Raw genomic sequence first — 16,550 nt, forward strand, 5'->3', positions numbered from 1 at the left:
CTGTAGGCCGGGTAAGCGCAGCGCCACCCGGCAGAATTACGCACCGAAACCCGCCTGGTGCAGGATCGCTTTTGCCTTATCCGACCGTAGAAAATCCGCCAGCCGTTGCCCCTGCGCCGTCATCACCGCGCAGGCATATTCTGCACGTGGGTTAATGGGTGCCGGGATGTCGATAACCGTCAGCCCGGCTATCTCGCGCAATGTGGCCGCGTAGCTGGCGTAACCGATAAAGACCTCCGCCTGCCCGCTCTGGATAATCCACTCTGCTGCCAGCCTGCCCGCCGGAACGGGGGCCGATCCTCGCCCCCCCACCAGGGCCATCGCCCGTCTCTTCACCGCCCCGCCAGCGCCCCCCATCCGGGTAAAGAGCGTCTGCGTGTAATCCCCTGACGGATCGGCGCCCGCCGTCGAGGTGGCAATGCGCAGCTCTTCCCGGGTCAGCACCGAGCGCCAGTCATCGCCCTCGCGCAGCACCTCACTGCGCACGGTCAGACAGAGTCTATTGCTGGCGAACGACGCCACGTATTGCGCCCGTCCGGCAGCCAGCAGCGACTGCGGGTGGGCAAGATTGGCCGAGGCAAAGAGATCGCAGGCCTCCCCCAATTCAATACGTTCCCGTAACAGCCCAGCCGGGCCGAACCGTGTTTCAACCGGTTCCGGAAAGTGGGCCAGTAATTGCGGCCATACCCTGCGCAGGCTGCCTGCCGCCAGCACGCGCATCAGTCGATCCCCTGCCAGGTGGTGCGATAGAAGCGCTGATACCAGTCGTTGGCCACTTTGCGCATATCCACGTCCTTAAACTTCTCCGGGTAGAGCTTTTTCGCCATCCACAGCTCGCCGATGCCCATCGCCTCCGGCATCGGGTAGCCCCAGGCTTTGGCGTAGTCCGGCATCAGGTAGACGCGCTGATTTTTCACCGCGTCAATGGTCTGCCACTGCGCGCCGGTTTTGATTTCGTTGACCACGGACGGGTACCGGTCCTGGACGAAAATCACCTGCGGGTTCCAGGCGATCACCTGCTCCATTGCCACGGTTTTGAAGCCCTGAATGGTCGCCGCCGCCACGTTAACCGCCCCCGCATGCGCCATCATCAGCCCGGTGTATTTCCCGGCGCCGTAGGTGGCCAGTTCCGGGTTAGCCATGTAGGCGCGAACACGTTTTTCCGCCGGAATATCTTTCAGACGATCGCTGACCATCCTGCGGCCCCGATCGGTGGCGTCAATTAGCGCTTTCGCTTCGGGCTGCTTGTTAACAATCTCGCCGATCAAGGTAATCCCTTCGCGCAGCCCGAGATCGTAAGCCTGCTCTTCATCGGCCATCGTGGGGTTCATTTTCGCTTTTTCACCCGCGGCATCGTGACGCAGAGAAATGGCGACCACCGGAATACCGAGGCTGGCTATCTTGTCGATCATCTCCTGCGGCGCGTAGTGGGTGACAAACACCACATCTGGCTTCAGGGCCACCAGCTTCTCCGGGTCGACGTGGGTCAGATCGCCCAGGGTCGTTTTCTGGTTCAGCTCGGGGGCCAGACGCGCATAGCCGTCGCCCAGCTGCTGTTTCCAGTTCGCCATCACCCCGACGATTTTGTCGCTGGCGTTCATTTGCACCAGCAGGTTCAGGGTCTGATGCTGAAGCACCACCACGCGGTCAACCTCATCGGGGATCGTCACGGTGCGTCCAGTCTGGTCGGTGATGGTGCGGGAGGCCTGAGAAGAGAGGGGCAGTAAAGCCGCTACGCCCAGGGTTAAAGCTTGCCAAAATTGCTGTTTCATCATGTCCTCGCATTCGCTATATACAACATTATACAGCGATGCGGTTATGCCTTCTTGCCTTCTTTAGGGGTAACAGGCCTTAACGCAAACCTCCCTCTTTTTTCAACAGCATATTTACAACCATCCGGTAAACTGGCATCAATAATTTCTTTCTTCAGATTATTCGCATGTCAGAAAAGGCGCTGGAACATCAGATTCAGATTCTCAAAAAGCACAACGCCCGGCTTGCCAGGCTGGCGCGTGACGCCCGCAACAAGCTCAGCGCTGCGCTCGACGGGACGGGTCTCTGTTTATGGCAACTTGATGTTCCGACCGGGAAGCTGATTATCTATAACCGCCGCTGGGGCTCCATGCTGGGCTATCAGCCCAAGGAGCTGAGCGCGCAGTTTGAGATCTGGCGTGAGCATCTGCACCCCGATGACAGGCAGAACGTGCTCGATGCGTTCTACGATCATCTGCACGGCAAAACCCCCTTCTACGAAGCACTGCACCGGATGCAGCACAAAAACGGCACCGTCACCTGGGTGCTGGATCGCGGCCGCGTCACCGAATGGGATGAGCAGGGGACCCCCCTGAAGGTGACCGGCACGCACATCGACATGACTAAAGAGAAGCAGTACGAGGAGCAGCTTGCCCAGCTGGCGAACCACGATCCGCTCACCGGCCTTGCCAACCGCCATGCGCTGCTCGCGCACTTCGCGCAGCTCAAAGCCCAGGGGCCGCTGTGCATTGCTTTTATCGATCTGGATGATTTTAAAACGGTGAACGATACCTTCGGTCACCGCAGCGGCGATGAGCTATTGATCCAGCTCAGCCAGCGTCTGCGCGACGCCTGCCCGCCAGGCGCTGTGGTCGGGCGTCTGGGTGGGGACGAGTTTGTCCTGCTGCTGCCCTTCCCGCTCGCCAGTCTGCTGGTAAACAGCACCGCACACCTCTGCCTGAATGCGGCGCTGACGCCGTTCGAGCTGGATAACGGCCAGGCGCAGGTGGGGGCCTCGGTGGGGATCGATGAGGTGCAGGAGCAGGATGATTTCGTCGATGCATTGCGCCGCGCCGATCGCTCGATGTACCAGATCAAGCACACCGGCAAGAATGGCGTGGCGATTGGCCAGACGCTAATCTCTGTTTCCCGAACCGGAACGCAGTCATGAAAAGCACCCGTCATCAGGACCTTATCCGCCTGCTGGCGGCGTCCGACTGGCTGACCACAGACGCCCTTGCCGCGGAGCTTAGGGTCAGCAAAGAGACGATTCGCCGGGATCTGAAACAGCTTCAGCAGCAGGGCAAGATTGTTCGCCATCACGGGCGAGCGCGGGCCATCCACCCGGACCACCGCGACGGCGGCGAACCCTTTGGCGCGCGGCTGAAAAGCCATTACGCCGACAAAGCCGACATTGCCCGCCACGCCCTGGACTGGGTCACCGACGGGATGACTCTGGCCCTGGACGCCAGCTCAACCTGTTTTCATCTGGCGCGGCAGCTGCCGGATATCGCCCTGACGGTGTTTACCAACAGCCTGCCCATCTGCCTTGAGCTGGCGAAGCGCGAACGCATCACCCTGATCTGCTCGGGCGGAACGCTGGAGCGGAAATATCGCTGCTATGTGAACCCGGCTCTGGTGACGCAGCTGAAGGCGCTGGAGATCGACCTGTTTATTTTCTCGTGCGAGGGGGTGGATGAGCAGGGTGTGATGTGGGATCCCACCCCGCACAGCGCGGGTTTTAAGTCGCAGCTTCTCAGCCGTGCCAGCCAGTCGCTGCTGTTAATCGACAAAAGCAAGTTTCAGCGGTCCAGTGAAGTGAAAATTGGTCACCTTTCACAGGTGACCCAATTGATCAGCGACGTGCAGCCCGGCCGCCGCTAGCTCGCCAGGCGGAACTTCTGCACCGAGCGTTGCAGCTCCTCGGTCTGACGCTCCAGCGCGGAGGCCGCGGCCGACACCTGCTCCACCAGCGAGGCGTTCTGCTGGGTCACGCCATCCATCTGGGTAATTGCCACGCCCACCTGTGAAATGCCTTTACTCTGCTCTTCCGAGGCGGCGGCAATCTGCTTCATGATGGTGGTCACGCCGGTAATATCACGCATCACCGCCTCCATGGTGGTGCCGGTATCGTTCACCAGTCGGGCGCCCTCCTCCACCCGGGAGACGGAGTCGGTAATCAGCCCTTCGATCTCTTTTGCCGCACTGGCGCTGCGGCTGGCGAGATTACGTACCTCGCCCGCCACCACTGCAAAACCACGCCCCTGCTCACCCGCGCGCGCCGCTTCTACCGCTGCGTTGAGGGCCAGAATATTGGTCTGGAAGGCAATACTGTTGATGACGCTGGTGATCTCCGCGATTTTCTTCGAGCTGACGGAGATGCCGGTCATGGTGTTGACCACGTTATCCACCAGCGCCCCGCCGCGGCTGGCGGTGAGAGAGGCCAGATCCGCCAGCTCGCTGGCCTGACGGGCATTGTCGGCGTTCAGCTTCACCGTGGCGGTGAGCTGCTCCATGCTGGCCGCCGTCTCTTCCAGCGCCGCCGCCTGCTCTTCGGTACGCGACGAAAGATCGTTATTGCCGCTGGAGATCTCCGTGGCGCCGCGCCAGATATTCTCGCTACCGCTGCGGATGGTGCTGACCGCTTCGCGCAGGCTGTCCTGCATCGCCGTCAGCAGCGGCACCAGCTGGCCCACGCAGTTTCGGCCAAAGGGGGCGATCGGCTGGCTGAGATCGCCCTGGGCAATCTGACGAAAGTGGTGGCGGAGCTGATCCAGAGGTTTCACCAGCATGGCGACCAGGTAGCGATCGGCGAACAGCAGGATCAGCAGACCGATGATGGTCGCGGTGACGATCACCGTCCGGGTGAAGCTGGTCAGGCCGTCCACCGTCACGCGGGTACTGTCGAGAATGCTGTCGGCGGCTTTATTGAATTTTCCGGCACTGTCGCCAAAGGCCCGGCTCAGCGGCGGGGTGACGTTATTCGCCTGCTGGCGATAAGCATCAACGTTGCCCTGCTGCGCGAACTGCATCTGGGGCTTTACGCCGTTCTCCAGCAGCGCCTGCCAGCTGGCGATCGCCTGGGATGAGATCTGCGCATCCATCGGCCCCGGCGACATGGCTTTCATCTCCTCAAGCTTATTGCTCATGGTGTCCAGCGCCTGCTGGACGGAGGTGAGATCCGCCGTACCGCCCGCCGCCTGCACATCCATCGCCCGGCTCAGACGGGTGACGAAGCGAAAGTACTGATCGTTGCCCTGGCTGAGCACCGTCATCTGTTTGACCAGCTGCCGATCGACCTCATTGCCATCGGCAACGCGGGACAGTGCCCAGGAGCCGTACAGCCCAACGCCCGCCCACATTAAACAGAAAATCCCCAGAATCGTCAGCATGACGAACCGGATCGTGAAATTACGAAAAACTTGCATATTTATTTCCTTGCCATGAGGGAGATATCGCCCGGAGGCGAGTATTACCCTCGTTATCGGCAATAAAATGCGAAGCGGTACTTTTATTGGCTAATTTTATAAAACTTTTTATTTCTGTTTAATAAGTGTGGAAATTAAGATGCGGCATCGGTGGCATTACCCCTTAAAATAACCTGCCTTTATATTTCATAAAGTTGCAAATATAAAGCATCTATTCCACCTTTACCCGCATAATGATTAAGGGATGAGTGGCATTGCATTTCAGCCATCTGACGGTAATAAAAATGTCATAAAGCAAAAAGACTATTGTCGGGCGAAATAAATAATGCGGACCCGGCAGTGGGATACCTGCCGGGCATTTTCAGGCAGGTTAACTCAAATATTTTTCAAACCATCCCAGGGTTCTTTTCCAGGCTAATTCCGCGGCGGGCTCGTCGTAACGCGGGGTAGAATCATTGTGGAATCCGTGGTTTACGCCAGGATAGATCCAGGCTTCATATACCTTGCCGTTAGATTTAAGCGCGGCTTCATAAGCAGGCCAGCCCTCGTTAACATTCTTGTCGAGTTCGGCGTAATGCAGCAGGAGCGGAGCCTTGATTTTGGCGACATCCGCCGCTGGGGGCTGGCGGCCATAGAAAGGCACCGCGCAGGCCAGTTCCGGCCAGGCGACCGCCGCGGCATTAGAGACCCCACCGCCATAGCAGAAACCGGTGATCCCCACCTTGCCCGTGGCGTCCGGGTGTTTTTCCATAAACCCGACGGCGGCAAAGAAGTCGTTCATCAACTTCGTTGGATCAACCTTCTGTTGCAGGACCTTCCCTTCTTCATCGTTGCCGGGATAACCGCCCACCGAGCTTAAGCCATCCGGCGCCAGCGCGATGTACCCCGCTTTCGCCACCCGACGCGCCACATCCTCAATGTAGGGATTAAGACCGCGGTTTTCGTGCACCACCACCACCGCCGGGACTTTACCGGTGGCTTTAGCCGGTTTCACCAGATAGCCGCGCACCTGGCCATGACCCTCCGGCGAGGGATAGGTAATGTACTCGGGCAAAATGTCGGGATCGGTGAACTTCACCTGCTCTGCGAGGGCGTAATTGGGCTTGAGCATATTGAACAGCGCCAGCGCCGTGACGCCGCCGACAGCATAGCGGGCAGCCAGATTGAGGAACTCACGTTTGTTGATTTTGCCGTGAGCGTAATAATCGTAGTAGTCGAGCAATTCCTGAGGAAAGTCTTTGGCGGTCATACGCGTCATCGCATATCTCCATGAATTGTGAACGAACAAAGGATAGAATAGAAACGCTGTTTCGAAAATCAATCATCAGAAAGGAGACATCATGCCCTGGAACGCCTCCCCGAACCGCTACGAGACCATGCAGTACCGTTACTGTGGAAAAAGCGGCCTGCGCTTACCCGCCCTGTCACTCGGCCTGTGGCACAGTTTCGGCCACGTCCACGCCCTCGATTCACAGCGCGCTCTGCTGCGAAAAGCCTTTGACTGCGGCATTACTCACTTCGATCTCGCCAATAACTATGGCCCACCGCCGGGCAGCGCGGAGGAAAATTTTGGCCGCCTGCTGCGCGATGATTTCGCGGCGTATCGCGATGAACTGATTATCTCCACCAAAGCAGGCTATGACATGTGGCCGGGCCCGTACGGAGCGGGCGGCTCGCGCAAATATCTGCTCGCCAGTCTCGACCAGAGCCTGAAGCGGATGGGCCTGGACTACGTTGATATCTTCTACTCGCACCGGGTGGATGAGAACACGCCGATGGAAGAGACGGCCTCTGCGCTGGCGCAGACGGTACAGAGCGGTAAGGCGCTGTACGTCGGAATCTCCTCCTATTCACCGGAACGCACCCAGAAAATGGCGGAGCTGCTGCGCGAGTGGAAAATCCCGCTGCTTATCCATCAGCCCTCTTATAACCTGCTCAACCGCTGGGTGGACAAGAGCGGCCTGCTGGATATCCTGGCGGCTAACGGCACCGGCTGTATCGCCTTTACGCCGCTGGCGCAGGGGCTGCTGACCGGGAAGTACCTCAACGGCATTCCTGACGGCTCCCGTATGCAGCGCGAAGGTAAAAAAGCGCGCGGCCTGACCGAGAATATGCTCACCGACGCTAACCTCAACAGCCTGCGTTTGTTGAATGAGATGGCGCAGGAACGCGGTCAGACGATGGCGCAGATGGCCCTGAGCTGGCTGCTGAAGGATGAGCGCGTGACGTCAGTGCTGATTGGCGCCAGCCGGCCGGAGCAGCTGGAGGAGAACGTGCAGGCGCTGAATAATCTGCGCTTTAGCGAGGATGAGTTGCAGCGGATTGATCGGCACGTGGCCGACGGGCAGCTGAATCTGTGGCAGGCGTCATCAGATAAATAGTGTTTGCCTCTCTCCCCGTCGGGGAGAGAGGATCCCGGCCGCGTATTTACTTGCGGCTCAGCTTATCCAGATATCCCATCACAAACGCCGACAGCACAAACGTCAGGTGGATAATCACGTACCACATCAGCTTGTTATCCGGGATGTTCTTGGCATCCATAAACACCCGCAGCAGGTGGATCGACGAGATGGCCACAATCGAGGCGGCCACTTTGTTTTTCAGCGACGAGGCGTCCATTTTACCCAGCCAGCTCAGCTTCTCTTTATCAGAGGAGATATCCAGCTGCGAGACGAAATTTTCGTAGCCTGAGAACATCACCATCACCAGCAGGCCGCCTACCAGGGTCATATCCACCAGCGACAGCAGAAGCAGGATCAGGTCGGATTCTGCGACACTGAATATATGCGGCAGGACGTGAAAAATTTCCTGGAAGAATTTAATACAGAGGGCCACCAGCGCCAGCGAAAGGCCAAAATAGACCGGGGCCAGCAGCCAGCGGGAGGCGTACATTGCGTTTTCAAAGAAGCGTTCCATAGAGTCCTGTCTGCAAACGAAACCAGCGCGCAGTATATCGCAACGGGGTAAAGTGTTTGCAACAACTAAACAACAACGCCCCTATACCTGCTCCGGCTTAACGACAGGACGTTGATATTCCGGCCAAACCAGTACGACCAGCGATGGATAGGCCTCAAGGCTGAACTCACGAAAACACTGGCTCAGGTTCATTACCTCCAGATCGGAATGCGACACTTTCTCACCATTCAGGCAGCGCTTCTTGATATTGTCGTAATATTTGTAGACCGCCGAGTTAAGATCGCTGCAACGACGCTGCGCCTCAAACAGGTCAGGAATGCTATTTATTTCCACCATATTCATTCGTTTAATTGTGGCATGGAGGAAATCAATATATTCATGATTAACACGCCAGTACCAAACCGGCGTAATCGCATTCATTAACACCGAAAAATGGTCTTCGCCCTCTTCTTTTGACATCCGCTCTGGCTGGGCAGAGGCGTGCGCATTCTCCGCTTCGCTACTTTTATTGAACTCGCGCATCAATAAAAGAACTACGGCAGTAAGCAATAACAAAGTAATGACAGTATAAAAAATGCTGTTCATATAGGCAGGCTCCATTTTTTTTGATTTTAAATTTGCCTCATGTTATTGTCAACGAATCTCACACTCCAGACAACCCTACCCTGTTGAAATTAAAGGAAATATAAAATGTTGCCCGACAATCTGGTCCCGGCTAAGTTTCACATTTCTTCCGTGGAACCGAAACCACCAGAAGCAGAAAGCAATGCAAATTTCACTAAGGGGAAAAGAACACTCGCAGATTATGCGCCCGATATATTAATTGGTGTTACCCGTACCGGTAACTCCCGCAATATGTTGCTCGAAGAGCACGACCGCCATATAAAGGACCGGTTATTCCGGGTAGTTAAAATCGAGGTCTTCGCCCGTTTGCTCAATGATCTGCAAGCGGAGGGGGAAATAGACGCGCAAGCACTAAGTCAAATATTGACGGAAAAAACCGATGAGATAAACGAAGCCGGTAATGACATCTGGCTGAATCTAATTACTTGCGAAAAAAACACGCCCATTTTTTATAAGCTAGGGGATGAATAACGTGAAGGATGTTGATAACAACAACGTTTATTTAGCTTTAGATGATAAAAAGAGCGATGAATTTATCTTAGAGCAAAACCTGGCTGCACTTAAAGAGATTAAAAATGCGGAAATACAACGCATTGCGAAAGAGCTGCTCTCCATTCCCGCCGGTCTGGTGCGTCTGAAATGGCAAAACCGTCGTGAAATTTACCCTTTGCAGGTTAAAGAAGAGATCTACGGCGCGACAATAAACGCCATTATGCAGCAGCGACCAGACTTAAAAGATAAAATACTGGCCCGCCTGGAAACCAATTATCAGTATTTGCGGGCACGTGAAACCGCCACCCTGCGTGTTACCCGTAAACTGGCCGATCAGGGCTATCGCACATCCAGCGTGACCACCGTCGCACTGAATGAAGACGTGCTGGCCGCGAAAGCCGACATCCCTCCGCAAAAGCCGTAAACCCCGCCAGTTCGTACCGCCTCGCCCGTTGCTGATTTAAGGATTATCCTGAATGATCCTCACTTCCTGGTTGATTCTCCTAAGCTTAAAGCCTGACTAACCACTCAAGGAGAACCTCAATGGCAAATTCCCAGAGCAAAATTCAGAATCCTAAAACCCAGTACCACACCGGCGAATATCCACAGCAGAAGCAGCCTGCCCCCGGGGTGCAGAGCAAGATGGATCCGGTGCCGGACTGCGGCGAGAAGAGCTATAAGGGCAGCGGCAGACTACAGGATCGTAAGGCACTGGTGACAGGGGGCGATTCAGGCATTGGACGCGCTGCCGCCATCGCTTACGCGCGTGAAGGAGCGGACGTCGCCATTAACTATCTGCCTGCCGAAGAAGAAGATGCGCAGCAGGTGAAGCAGCTGATTGAAGAAGCTGGACGCAAAGCGGTGCTGATCCCCGGCGACCTGAGCGATGAAAAATTTGCCCGTTCACTGGTGCATAAAGCCCATCAGGAACTGGGCGGGCTGGATGTGCTGGCGCTGGTGGCCGGTAAGCAGGTTGCGGTCGAAAAGATTGCCGACCTGACGACGGAGCAGTTTAAGCAGACCTATGCGGTGAACGTGTTCGCGCTGTTCTGGATAACTCAGGAAGCGCTGCCGCTGCTGCCCGCCGGGGCGAGCATTATCACCACCTCGTCGATCCAGGCCTATCAGCCCAGCGCCCATCTGCTGGATTACGCTTCAACCAAAGCGGCTATCCTTAACTTCAGCCGCGGGCTGGCGAAACAGGTGGCAGAGAGCGGCGTGCGCGTCAACGTGGTGGCCCCAGGGCCTATCTGGACGGCGCTACAAATCTCCGGCGGCCAGACTCAGGAGAAAATCCCGCAGTTTGGTCAGCAGACCCCGATGAAGCGCGCAGGGCAGCCTGCGGAGCTGGCACCGGTGTATGTCTATCTGGCAAGCCAGGAGTCAAGCTATGTGACGGCGGAAGTGCACGGGGTGTGCGGCGGGGAACATCTGGGATAGTGGTGCAGCGCCGGGTGGCGGCTTCGCCTTACCCGGCCTACATGTTGAACGTAGGCCCGGTAAGCGTAGCGCCACCGGGCAAATACAAAAACGGCAACCCTTGGGGTTGCCGTTTTTGTTTATTTCGCGACTGTCTTCTCTTCGCCGACCAGGCCAATCTTCAGGTAACCCGCCTGATGCAGCGTGTCCATTACCTTCATCATGGTTTCGTAGTCGACGGTCTTATCGGCACGGAAGAAGACGGTAGTGTCTTTCTTGCCGTCGGTCAGGGTATTCAGCGCCGGGATCACCGACTCCTCAGTCACCGGATCGTTACCCAGGAACATGGATTTATCGGCTTTCACGGACAGATAAATCGGTTTTTCCGGGCGCGGCTGCGGCTGGCTGGATGACGCGGGCAGATTGACCTTCACGTCCACCGTCGCCAGCGGCGCAGCAACCATGAAGATAATCAGCAGAACCAGCATGACGTCGATAAACGGCGTCACGTTGATTTCGTGCATTTCGCCGTTATCGTCCAGATTTTCATTAAGACGCATTGCCATGACGAATTAACCTACGTGTAATTTCTGAGCAGAACGGACCGGCTTCACCGAGCTGGCGCTGAGGTCCAGATCGCGGCTTTGCAGCAGCAGGACCTGAGCGGCAACGTCACCGAGGGTGGCTTTGTAGCTGCCGATCATACGGGCGAAGATGTTGTAGATGACTACCGCCGGGATAGCTGCAACCAGACCAATCGCCGTCGCCAGCAGGGCTTCTGCGATGCCCGGTGCCACAACCGCGAGGTTAGTGGTTTGCGTCTGGGCGATGCCGATGAAGCTGTTCATGATGCCCCAGACCGTACCAAACAGACCAACGAACGGTGAAATCGCACCGATAGTCGCCAGGTAGCCGTTACCACGGCCCATATGACGACCAATGGCCGCAACGCGACGCTCGAGGCGGAAGCCGGTACGCTCTTTAATCCCTTCGTTATCTTCGCTGCCTGCAGAAAGTTCGAGCTCGTTCTGGGCTTCGTTGATTAACTGGGTGGTCAGGCTTTTGGCCTGGAAGGAAGAGGTCATGTCGCTCGCCTGATTCAGGGTGCGGGCCTCGGCCAGCTGCTGCTGCTCGCGCTTAAGACGACGCTTGTGCGAGAGAAGCTCTACGCTCTTGCTAAAGAAAATAGCCCAGGTGACGACGGACGCCAGAATCAAGCCGATCATCACAATCTTCACTACGATGTCGGCATGATGATACATGCCCCAGACGGAGAGGTCCGTCTGCATCAAATTATTACCCACTCGGTATCTCCAGGACGCAAATCACAAAATCTGAGCATAATAATATCAAAACAGCGTCGAATTGATAGTAGTTCTCATTAGTATTTACATACTGCCGTAAATTCGTTTCATTTTCCTTGCGCTTACGCAGGAAAAATTTCCCGGAAACAAATTTTAAAAAATTTTCCGCTGATCCTATCCCCCTCCTCGCGACCTTTTTTACTTTCGTGATAGTGTGGACGTCCAGACGTATAAAAACAGGTTGCGCAGACATGAAAGAGAAGCATCTTGATACCACCCTTGTCCAGGCGGGACGCAGCAAGAAATACACCCTCGGTTCGGTAAACAGCGTTATTCAGCGCGCCTCCTCGCTGGTATTTGATACCGTCGAGGCCAAAAAGCACGCCACCCGTAACCGGGCGAAGGGCGAGCTGTTTTACGGGCGTCGCGGGACGCTGACCCACTTCTCTTTGCAGGAAGCGATGTGCGAGCTGGAAGGCGGTGCAGGCTGTGCGCTGTTCCCCTGTGGCGCGGCGGCGGTGGCCAATACCATTCTGGCGTTTGTCGAGCAGGGCGATCACATTCTGATGACCAACACCGCCTACGAGCCCAGCCAGGACTTCTGCACCAAAATCCTCAGCAAGCTGGGCGTGACCACCGGCTGGTTCGATCCGCAGATCGGCGCCAATATTGCCGATCTGATCCAGCCCAACACCCGGATCGTGTTCCTTGAATCGCCGGGCTCCATCACCATGGAAGTGCATGATGTGCCGGCCATTGTGCAGGCGGTACGCAGCAAAGCGCCGGACGCCATCATTATGATCGATAACACCTGGGCGGCAGGCGTGCTGTTTAAGGCGCTCGATTTTGGTATCGACATCTCTATCCAGGCGGCGACCAAATACCTGATTGGCCACTCGGACGGCATGATCGGTACGGCGGTCTCCAACGCCCGCTGCTGGGAGCAACTGTGTGAAAATGCCTATCTGATGGGACAAATGGTGGATGCCGATACCGCCTACATGACCAGCCGCGGCCTGCGCACCCTGAGCGTTCGTCTGCGTCAGCATCATGAAAGCAGCCTGAAAGTCGCCCGGTGGCTGGCGCAGCATCCGCAGGTGGCGCGCGTTAACCATCCAGCCCTGCCGGGCAGCGTGGGCCATGAGTTCTGGCAACGTGACTTTACAGGCAGCAGCGGATTGTTCTCCTTTGTGCTCAACAAGCGTCTGAGCAATGACGAGCTGGCCAACTACCTCGATAACTTCTCGCTTTTCAGCATGGCCTACTCATGGGGCGGCTTTGAGTCACTGATCCTGCCGAACCAGCCAGAGCAGATTGCCGAGCTGCGTCCGGGCGGAAAAGTGGACTTTACCGGCACCCTGATCCGTCTGCATATCGGGCTGGAAAACGTCGACGATTTGATTGCGGATTTAGAGGCCGGGTTTGCTCGTATCGAATAGCTCGTGGACAAAAGAGGCCGCAAAGTAGGCATTTCTGGACACCACCTCCAGAAAAGTCTGATTTGTTGGGTCCTCGATCAAACCCATCGGGCTAAATAGGGAGTACAATAACTTCATATACGCTGTTCCACAGGAAAGCCCATGGCTGTTATTCAAGATATTATCGCTGCACTCTGGCAACACGATTTTGCAGCACTGGCGGACCCTCACGTGGTTGGGATTGTTTATCTGGTGATGTTCGCCACGCTGTTTCTGGAAAATGGGTTACTGCCTGCCTCATTTTTACCGGGCGACAGCCTGCTGCTGCTGGCGGGAGCGTTAATCGGTAAAGGGGTAATGGACTTTGCGCCGACGATGGTGATCCTCACCTCCGCCGCCAGCCTGGGCTGCTGGCTCAGCTACCTGCAGGGCCGCTGGCTGGGCAATACGCGGGTGGTCAAAAGCTGGCTGGCGCAGTTGCCGCATAAATACCATCAGCGGGCGACCTGCATGTTCGATCGCCACGGCCTGCTGGCGCTGCTCGCCGGGCGTTTTCTGGCCTTTGTGCGCACCCTGCTGCCCACCATGGCGGGCATTTCCGGCCTCTCTAACCGCCGCTTCCAGTTCTTTAACTGGCTGAGCGCGCTGCTGTGGGTCGGCGTAGTGACCACCTTCGGCTATGCGCTGAGCATGATCCCATTCGTGAAACGCCACGAAGATCAGGTCATGACCTTCCTGATGATCCTGCCGCTGTTCCTGCTGGTAGCAGGGCTGGTGGGAACCATCGTGGTGGTGATCCGTAAGAAGTACTGCAACGCCTGACAGCTATACTCTTCACCCTCTCCCCATAGGGGAGAGGGAACTTGAACACCCTACCCCTGCATCATCCGGATCCGCGCCGCATCTTCCCCTGGCGTCACCCCGAAGTAACGTTTGAACTCCCGACTGAACTGCGACGCGCTTTCATACCCCACCCGCAGCGCGGCCGCGCTGGCCTTCATTCCGTCGTGAATCATCATCATCCGCGCCTTGTGCAGGCGGTAGCTCTTGAGATATTGCAGCGGCGAGGTGCTGGTCACCGATTTGAAGTTATGGTGAAACGCCGAGACGCTCATGTTGGCCTCTGCCGCCAGCTGATCGACGCTCAGGTTCTCGGTGTACTGGCTCTCGATGCGCTTCAGCACCCGGCTGATCAGGCTGAAGTGGGTCTGACGGCTGACCAGTGCCAGCAGCGCCCCACCGCCAGGCCCCAGCAGCACGTGATAGAGAATTTCACGCACGATCTGTTTACCCAGAATGCGGGCATCCAGCGGCCGCTCCATCACGTCCAGCAGACGCTCAATGGCGCAGAGGATCTCATCCGTCAGCGTGGCGGAGTTGATCCCGCTTGCCGCCATCGACGGACAAAACAGCTCGTCTTCGCCAATGTCCATCAGCAGCTCCTGCAGTTGCAGGATATACACATTTAAACGAATCCCCGCCAGCGGCACGGCTTCTGTCGCGAAGGTTTCACATTCAAAGGGTAAAGGTACTGTCAGGAGCAGATATTCGCGCGGGTCATAGCGGAATACCCGTTCGTTGATATAGCCAATTTTATGCCCGGAAAAGAGAAAAATGATACCCGGCTGGTACATCACCGGCGTGCGGGTGCCGGGCTGAGTGCCGTACAGCAGGCGCACGTCCGGCAGCAGGTCGCCGAGATTATTTGCATTATCTTTCAGTCTGTTAATTTGCGCCGTTAGATGCAGGCAGGTTTCATCGCGGTTCATCTTTGCTCGATCCGTCCAGGGTTTCCGACTGTTGCAGTGTGCGCGGTTTTTCGCAGTTTCTCCAGCTCCGTGTAGAAATGGGCAAGACAACGGCAGGAATGTGCATTGAGAGGAGAGCCTGCGCTCGCCACAATGGGCACCATCAGTTAGCCCGGTATTTTCACCCACCTAAGGGAACGAACAATGAACAATTTTAATCTGCATACCCCGACCCGTATTCTGTTTGGTAAAGACGCTATCGCCGATCTGCGCGGGCAGATCCCGGCAGACGCCCGCGTGCTGGTCACCTATGGCGGCGGCAGCGTGAAGAAAAACGGCGTGCTGGATCAGGTCTATAGCGCCCTGCAAGGTCTGGACGTGCGTGAGTTTGGCGGCATCGAGCCGAACCCCTCTTACGAAACCCTGATGAACGCCGTGAAAATCGCCCGCGACGAGAAGATCACCTTCCTGCTGGCGGTGGGCGGTGGCTCGGTGCTGGACGGCACCAAGTTTATCGCTGCGGCGGCCCACTATCCTGACGGCATCGACCCGTGGCACATCCTGCAGACCGGCGGCAGCGACATCAAAAGCGCCATTCCGATGGGCTCCGTGCTGACCCTGCCAGCAACCGGCTCTGAGTCCAACAAAGGTGCGGTGATCTCCCGTAAAACCACCGGCGACAAGCAGGCCTTTATGAACGAGCACGTGCAGCCGGTGTTTGCGGTACTGGATCCGGTTTACACCTACACCCTGCCGCCGCGTCAGGTGGCGAACGGCGTAGTGGACGCCTTTGTTCATACCGTTGAGCAGTACGTCACTTACCCGGTGAACGCCAAAATTCAGGATCGTTTCGCCGAGGGTATTCTGCTGACTCTGATTGAAGACGGCCCGGTGGCGCTGAAAGAGCCAGAAAACTACGAAGTGCGTGCCAACGTGATGTGGGCCGCGACTCAGGCGCTGAACGGCCTGATTGGTGCCGGCGTGCCGCAGGACTGGGCCACCCACATGCTGGGCCACGAGTTGACGGCGATGCACGGCCTCGATCACGCCCAGACCCTGGCGGTCGTTCTGCCTGCGCTGTGGAATGAGAAACGCGACACCAAACGCGGCAAACTGCTGCAGTACGCTGAGCGCGTATGGGGTATCACCGCCGGTTCGGAAGAGGAGCGCATCGATGCCGCTATCGCCGCCACCCGCAACTTCTTCGAGCAGATGGGCGTGCCAACTCGCCTCTCCGGCTACGGCCTGGACGGCAGCTCCATCCCTGCCCTGCTGGCGAAACTGGAAGAACACGGCATGACCCAGATCGGTGAGCATCACGACATTACCCTCGACGTGAGCCGCCGTATTTACGAGGCCGCTCGCTAAGCGATTTTGCACGCTTACCTTTCGTTTTTCGGCATTTAGGCCAGGCTTAATGCACATACGCCACCAGAGGAGTACCTCTGG

18 protein-coding genes are annotated in these 16,550 nt (G+C 56.9%); 9 read left to right on the forward strand and 9 right to left on the reverse strand.

Annotation, left to right across the window (positions count from 1 at the left end; all coding sequences use genetic code 11):
* Window positions 1-36 precede the first annotated feature (36 nt).
* Together ES815_RS06180 and ES815_RS06185 are read right to left on the reverse strand one after the other, a co-directional pair.
* Window positions 37-720 (reverse strand): molybdate ABC transporter substrate-binding protein, encoded by a 684-nt coding sequence (locus ES815_RS06180; protein WP_142487083.1) that lies wholly within the window; start codon window positions 718-720, stop codon window positions 37-39.
* Window positions 720-1,772, reverse strand: coding sequence for an ABC transporter substrate-binding protein (locus ES815_RS06185; RefSeq protein WP_142487084.1), 1,053 nt, complete (start codon window positions 1,770-1,772; stop codon window positions 720-722). Before ES815_RS06185 ends, ES815_RS06180 begins: the two co-directional genes overlap by 1 nt.
* Window positions 1,773-1,939: 167 nt before the next feature.
* Here ES815_RS06185 and ES815_RS06190 point away from each other — a divergent pair, with 167 nt between their 5' ends.
* A complete protein-coding gene (locus tag ES815_RS06190) occupies window positions 1,940-2,923 on the forward strand; it encodes a GGDEF domain-containing protein (RefSeq protein WP_142487085.1) in 984 nt (327 codons plus the stop codon).
* Window positions 2,920-3,636: an L-fucose operon activator gene (gene fucR / locus ES815_RS06195; RefSeq protein ID WP_142487086.1), complete on the forward strand. Its 717-nt coding sequence runs from the start codon at window positions 2,920-2,922 to the stop codon at window positions 3,634-3,636. The genes ES815_RS06190 and fucR overlap by 4 nt, the downstream gene beginning before the upstream one ends.
* Here fucR and ES815_RS06200 read toward each other — a convergent pair.
* Together ES815_RS06200 and yghX are read right to left on the reverse strand one after the other, a co-directional pair.
* Window positions 3,633-5,180, reverse strand: a complete 1,548-nt coding sequence (locus tag ES815_RS06200) for a methyl-accepting chemotaxis protein (protein WP_142487087.1) — start codon at window positions 5,178-5,180, stop codon at window positions 3,633-3,635. The two genes, fucR and ES815_RS06200, sit on opposite strands and share 4 nt — an antisense overlap.
* A 370-nt stretch (window positions 5,181-5,550) precedes the next feature.
* Window positions 5,551-6,438 (reverse strand): YghX family hydrolase, encoded by an 888-nt coding sequence (yghX, locus tag ES815_RS06205; protein WP_142487088.1) that lies wholly within the window; start codon window positions 6,436-6,438, stop codon window positions 5,551-5,553.
* A gap of 82 nt (window positions 6,439-6,520) precedes the next feature.
* Between yghX and ES815_RS06210 the strand changes: the two genes are divergently transcribed.
* On the forward strand, window positions 6,521-7,561 hold the full coding sequence (locus tag ES815_RS06210; protein WP_142487089.1) for an aldo/keto reductase: 1,041 nt from the start codon (window positions 6,521-6,523) through the stop codon (window positions 7,559-7,561).
* A gap of 46 nt (window positions 7,562-7,607) precedes the next feature.
* Here ES815_RS06210 and ES815_RS06215 read toward each other — a convergent pair whose 3' ends face one another.
* Together ES815_RS06215 and ES815_RS06220 are read right to left on the reverse strand one after the other, a co-directional pair.
* Window positions 7,608-8,096, reverse strand: a complete 489-nt coding sequence (locus ES815_RS06215) for a TIGR00645 family protein (protein ID WP_103822854.1) — start codon at window positions 8,094-8,096, stop codon at window positions 7,608-7,610.
* 81 nt (window positions 8,097-8,177) lie between these two features.
* Complete coding sequence (locus ES815_RS06220) at window positions 8,178-8,681, reverse strand: ESA_00282 family adhesion-associated protein (RefSeq protein ID WP_142487090.1); 504 nt, start codon at window positions 8,679-8,681, stop codon at window positions 8,178-8,180.
* A gap of 105 nt (window positions 8,682-8,786) precedes the next feature.
* Here ES815_RS06220 and ES815_RS06225 point away from each other — a divergent pair, with 105 nt between their 5' ends.
* The 3 genes from ES815_RS06225 (at window position 8,787) to ES815_RS06235 (ending at window position 10,652) form a co-directional block, all read left to right on the forward strand.
* Window positions 8,787-9,191, forward strand: coding sequence for a hypothetical protein (locus tag ES815_RS06225; protein ID WP_142487091.1), 405 nt, complete (start codon window positions 8,787-8,789; stop codon window positions 9,189-9,191).
* The gene (locus ES815_RS06230; RefSeq protein WP_142487092.1) at window positions 9,184-9,636 is read left to right on the forward strand and encodes a cytoplasmic protein; all 453 of its coding nucleotides are present in this window, start codon (window positions 9,184-9,186) and stop codon (window positions 9,634-9,636) included. The genes ES815_RS06225 and ES815_RS06230 overlap by 8 nt, the downstream gene beginning before the upstream one ends.
* Before the next feature lie 119 nt (window positions 9,637-9,755).
* Window positions 9,756-10,652, forward strand: a complete 897-nt coding sequence (locus ES815_RS06235; protein ID WP_142487093.1) for an SDR family oxidoreductase — start codon at window positions 9,756-9,758, stop codon at window positions 10,650-10,652.
* 119 nt (window positions 10,653-10,771) lie between these two features.
* Here ES815_RS06235 and exbD read toward each other — a convergent pair whose 3' ends face one another.
* Both exbD and exbB read right to left on the reverse strand, forming a co-directional pair.
* Window positions 10,772-11,197, reverse strand: a complete 426-nt coding sequence (gene exbD / locus ES815_RS06240) for a TonB system transport protein ExbD (protein ID WP_142487094.1) — start codon at window positions 11,195-11,197, stop codon at window positions 10,772-10,774.
* Window positions 11,198-11,203: 6 nt separating this feature from the next.
* Window positions 11,204-11,935, reverse strand: coding sequence for a tol-pal system-associated acyl-CoA thioesterase (gene exbB / locus ES815_RS06245; RefSeq protein WP_142487095.1), 732 nt, complete (start codon window positions 11,933-11,935; stop codon window positions 11,204-11,206).
* 251 nt (window positions 11,936-12,186) lie between these two features.
* On the opposite strand from exbB, the gene metC reads away from it, so the two are divergent.
* The gene (gene metC, locus ES815_RS06250) at window positions 12,187-13,374 is read left to right on the forward strand and encodes a cystathionine beta-lyase (RefSeq protein ID WP_142487096.1); all 1,188 of its coding nucleotides are present in this window, start codon (window positions 12,187-12,189) and stop codon (window positions 13,372-13,374) included.
* 141 nt (window positions 13,375-13,515) lie between these two features.
* Window positions 13,516-14,175 carry a DedA family general envelope maintenance protein YghB gene (gene yghB, locus ES815_RS06255; RefSeq protein ID WP_142487097.1) on the forward strand — a complete coding sequence of 220 codons (660 nt, stop codon included), beginning with the start codon at window positions 13,516-13,518 and terminating at the stop codon, window positions 14,173-14,175.
* A 50-nt stretch (window positions 14,176-14,225) separates the two neighbouring features.
* Here yghB and ES815_RS06260 read toward each other — a convergent pair whose 3' ends face one another.
* Window positions 14,226-15,122: an AraC family transcriptional regulator gene (locus ES815_RS06260; RefSeq protein ID WP_142487098.1), complete on the reverse strand. Its 897-nt coding sequence runs from the start codon at window positions 15,120-15,122 to the stop codon at window positions 14,226-14,228.
* A gap of 183 nt (window positions 15,123-15,305) precedes the next feature.
* On the opposite strand from ES815_RS06260, the gene yqhD reads away from it, so the two are divergent.
* On the forward strand, window positions 15,306-16,469 hold the full coding sequence (gene yqhD, locus ES815_RS06265) for an alcohol dehydrogenase (protein WP_142487099.1): 1,164 nt from the start codon (window positions 15,306-15,308) through the stop codon (window positions 16,467-16,469).
* The last annotated feature ends 81 nt before the right edge of the window (window positions 16,470-16,550 follow it).

This window comes from Leclercia adecarboxylata, from assembly GCF_006874705.1.
Classification (GTDB): Bacteria; Pseudomonadota; Gammaproteobacteria; order Enterobacterales; family Enterobacteriaceae; genus Enterobacter; species Enterobacter adecarboxylatus_C.

Excerpts from the sequence above, each read along its gene's own strand:
- fucR (WP_142487086.1), top strand. The coding sequence starts at position 2,920 with ATGAAAAGCACCCGTCATCAGGACCTTATCCGCCTGCTGGCGGCGTCC.
- ES815_RS06180 (WP_142487083.1), bottom strand. The coding sequence starts at position 720 with ATGCGCGTGCTGGCGGCAGGCAGCCTGCGCAGGGTATGGCCGCAATTA.
- ES815_RS06230 (WP_142487092.1), top strand. The coding sequence starts at position 9,184 with ATGAATAACGTGAAGGATGTTGATAACAACAACGTTTATTTAGCTTTA.
- ES815_RS06215 (WP_103822854.1), bottom strand. The coding sequence starts at position 8,096 with ATGGAACGCTTCTTTGAAAACGCAATGTACGCCTCCCGCTGGCTGCTG.
- yghX (WP_142487088.1), bottom strand. The coding sequence starts at position 6,438 with ATGACGCGTATGACCGCCAAAGACTTTCCTCAGGAATTGCTCGACTAC.
- yqhD (WP_142487099.1), top strand. The coding sequence starts at position 15,306 with ATGAACAATTTTAATCTGCATACCCCGACCCGTATTCTGTTTGGTAAA.
- exbD (WP_142487094.1), bottom strand. The coding sequence starts at position 11,197 with ATGGCAATGCGTCTTAATGAAAATCTGGACGATAACGGCGAAATGCAC.
- ES815_RS06225 (WP_142487091.1), top strand. The coding sequence starts at position 8,787 with ATGTTGCCCGACAATCTGGTCCCGGCTAAGTTTCACATTTCTTCCGTG.
- yghB (WP_142487097.1), top strand. The coding sequence starts at position 13,516 with ATGGCTGTTATTCAAGATATTATCGCTGCACTCTGGCAACACGATTTT.
- ES815_RS06210 (WP_142487089.1), top strand. The coding sequence starts at position 6,521 with ATGCCCTGGAACGCCTCCCCGAACCGCTACGAGACCATGCAGTACCGT.
- ES815_RS06200 (WP_142487087.1), bottom strand. The coding sequence starts at position 5,180 with ATGCAAGTTTTTCGTAATTTCACGATCCGGTTCGTCATGCTGACGATT.
- metC (WP_142487096.1), top strand. The coding sequence starts at position 12,187 with ATGAAAGAGAAGCATCTTGATACCACCCTTGTCCAGGCGGGACGCAGC.
- ES815_RS06190 (WP_142487085.1), top strand. The coding sequence starts at position 1,940 with ATGTCAGAAAAGGCGCTGGAACATCAGATTCAGATTCTCAAAAAGCAC.
- ES815_RS06220 (WP_142487090.1), bottom strand. The coding sequence starts at position 8,681 with ATGAACAGCATTTTTTATACTGTCATTACTTTGTTATTGCTTACTGCC.
- ES815_RS06185 (WP_142487084.1), bottom strand. The coding sequence starts at position 1,772 with ATGAAACAGCAATTTTGGCAAGCTTTAACCCTGGGCGTAGCGGCTTTA.
- ES815_RS06235 (WP_142487093.1), top strand. The coding sequence starts at position 9,756 with ATGGCAAATTCCCAGAGCAAAATTCAGAATCCTAAAACCCAGTACCAC.
- ES815_RS06260 (WP_142487098.1), bottom strand. The coding sequence starts at position 15,122 with ATGAACCGCGATGAAACCTGCCTGCATCTAACGGCGCAAATTAACAGA.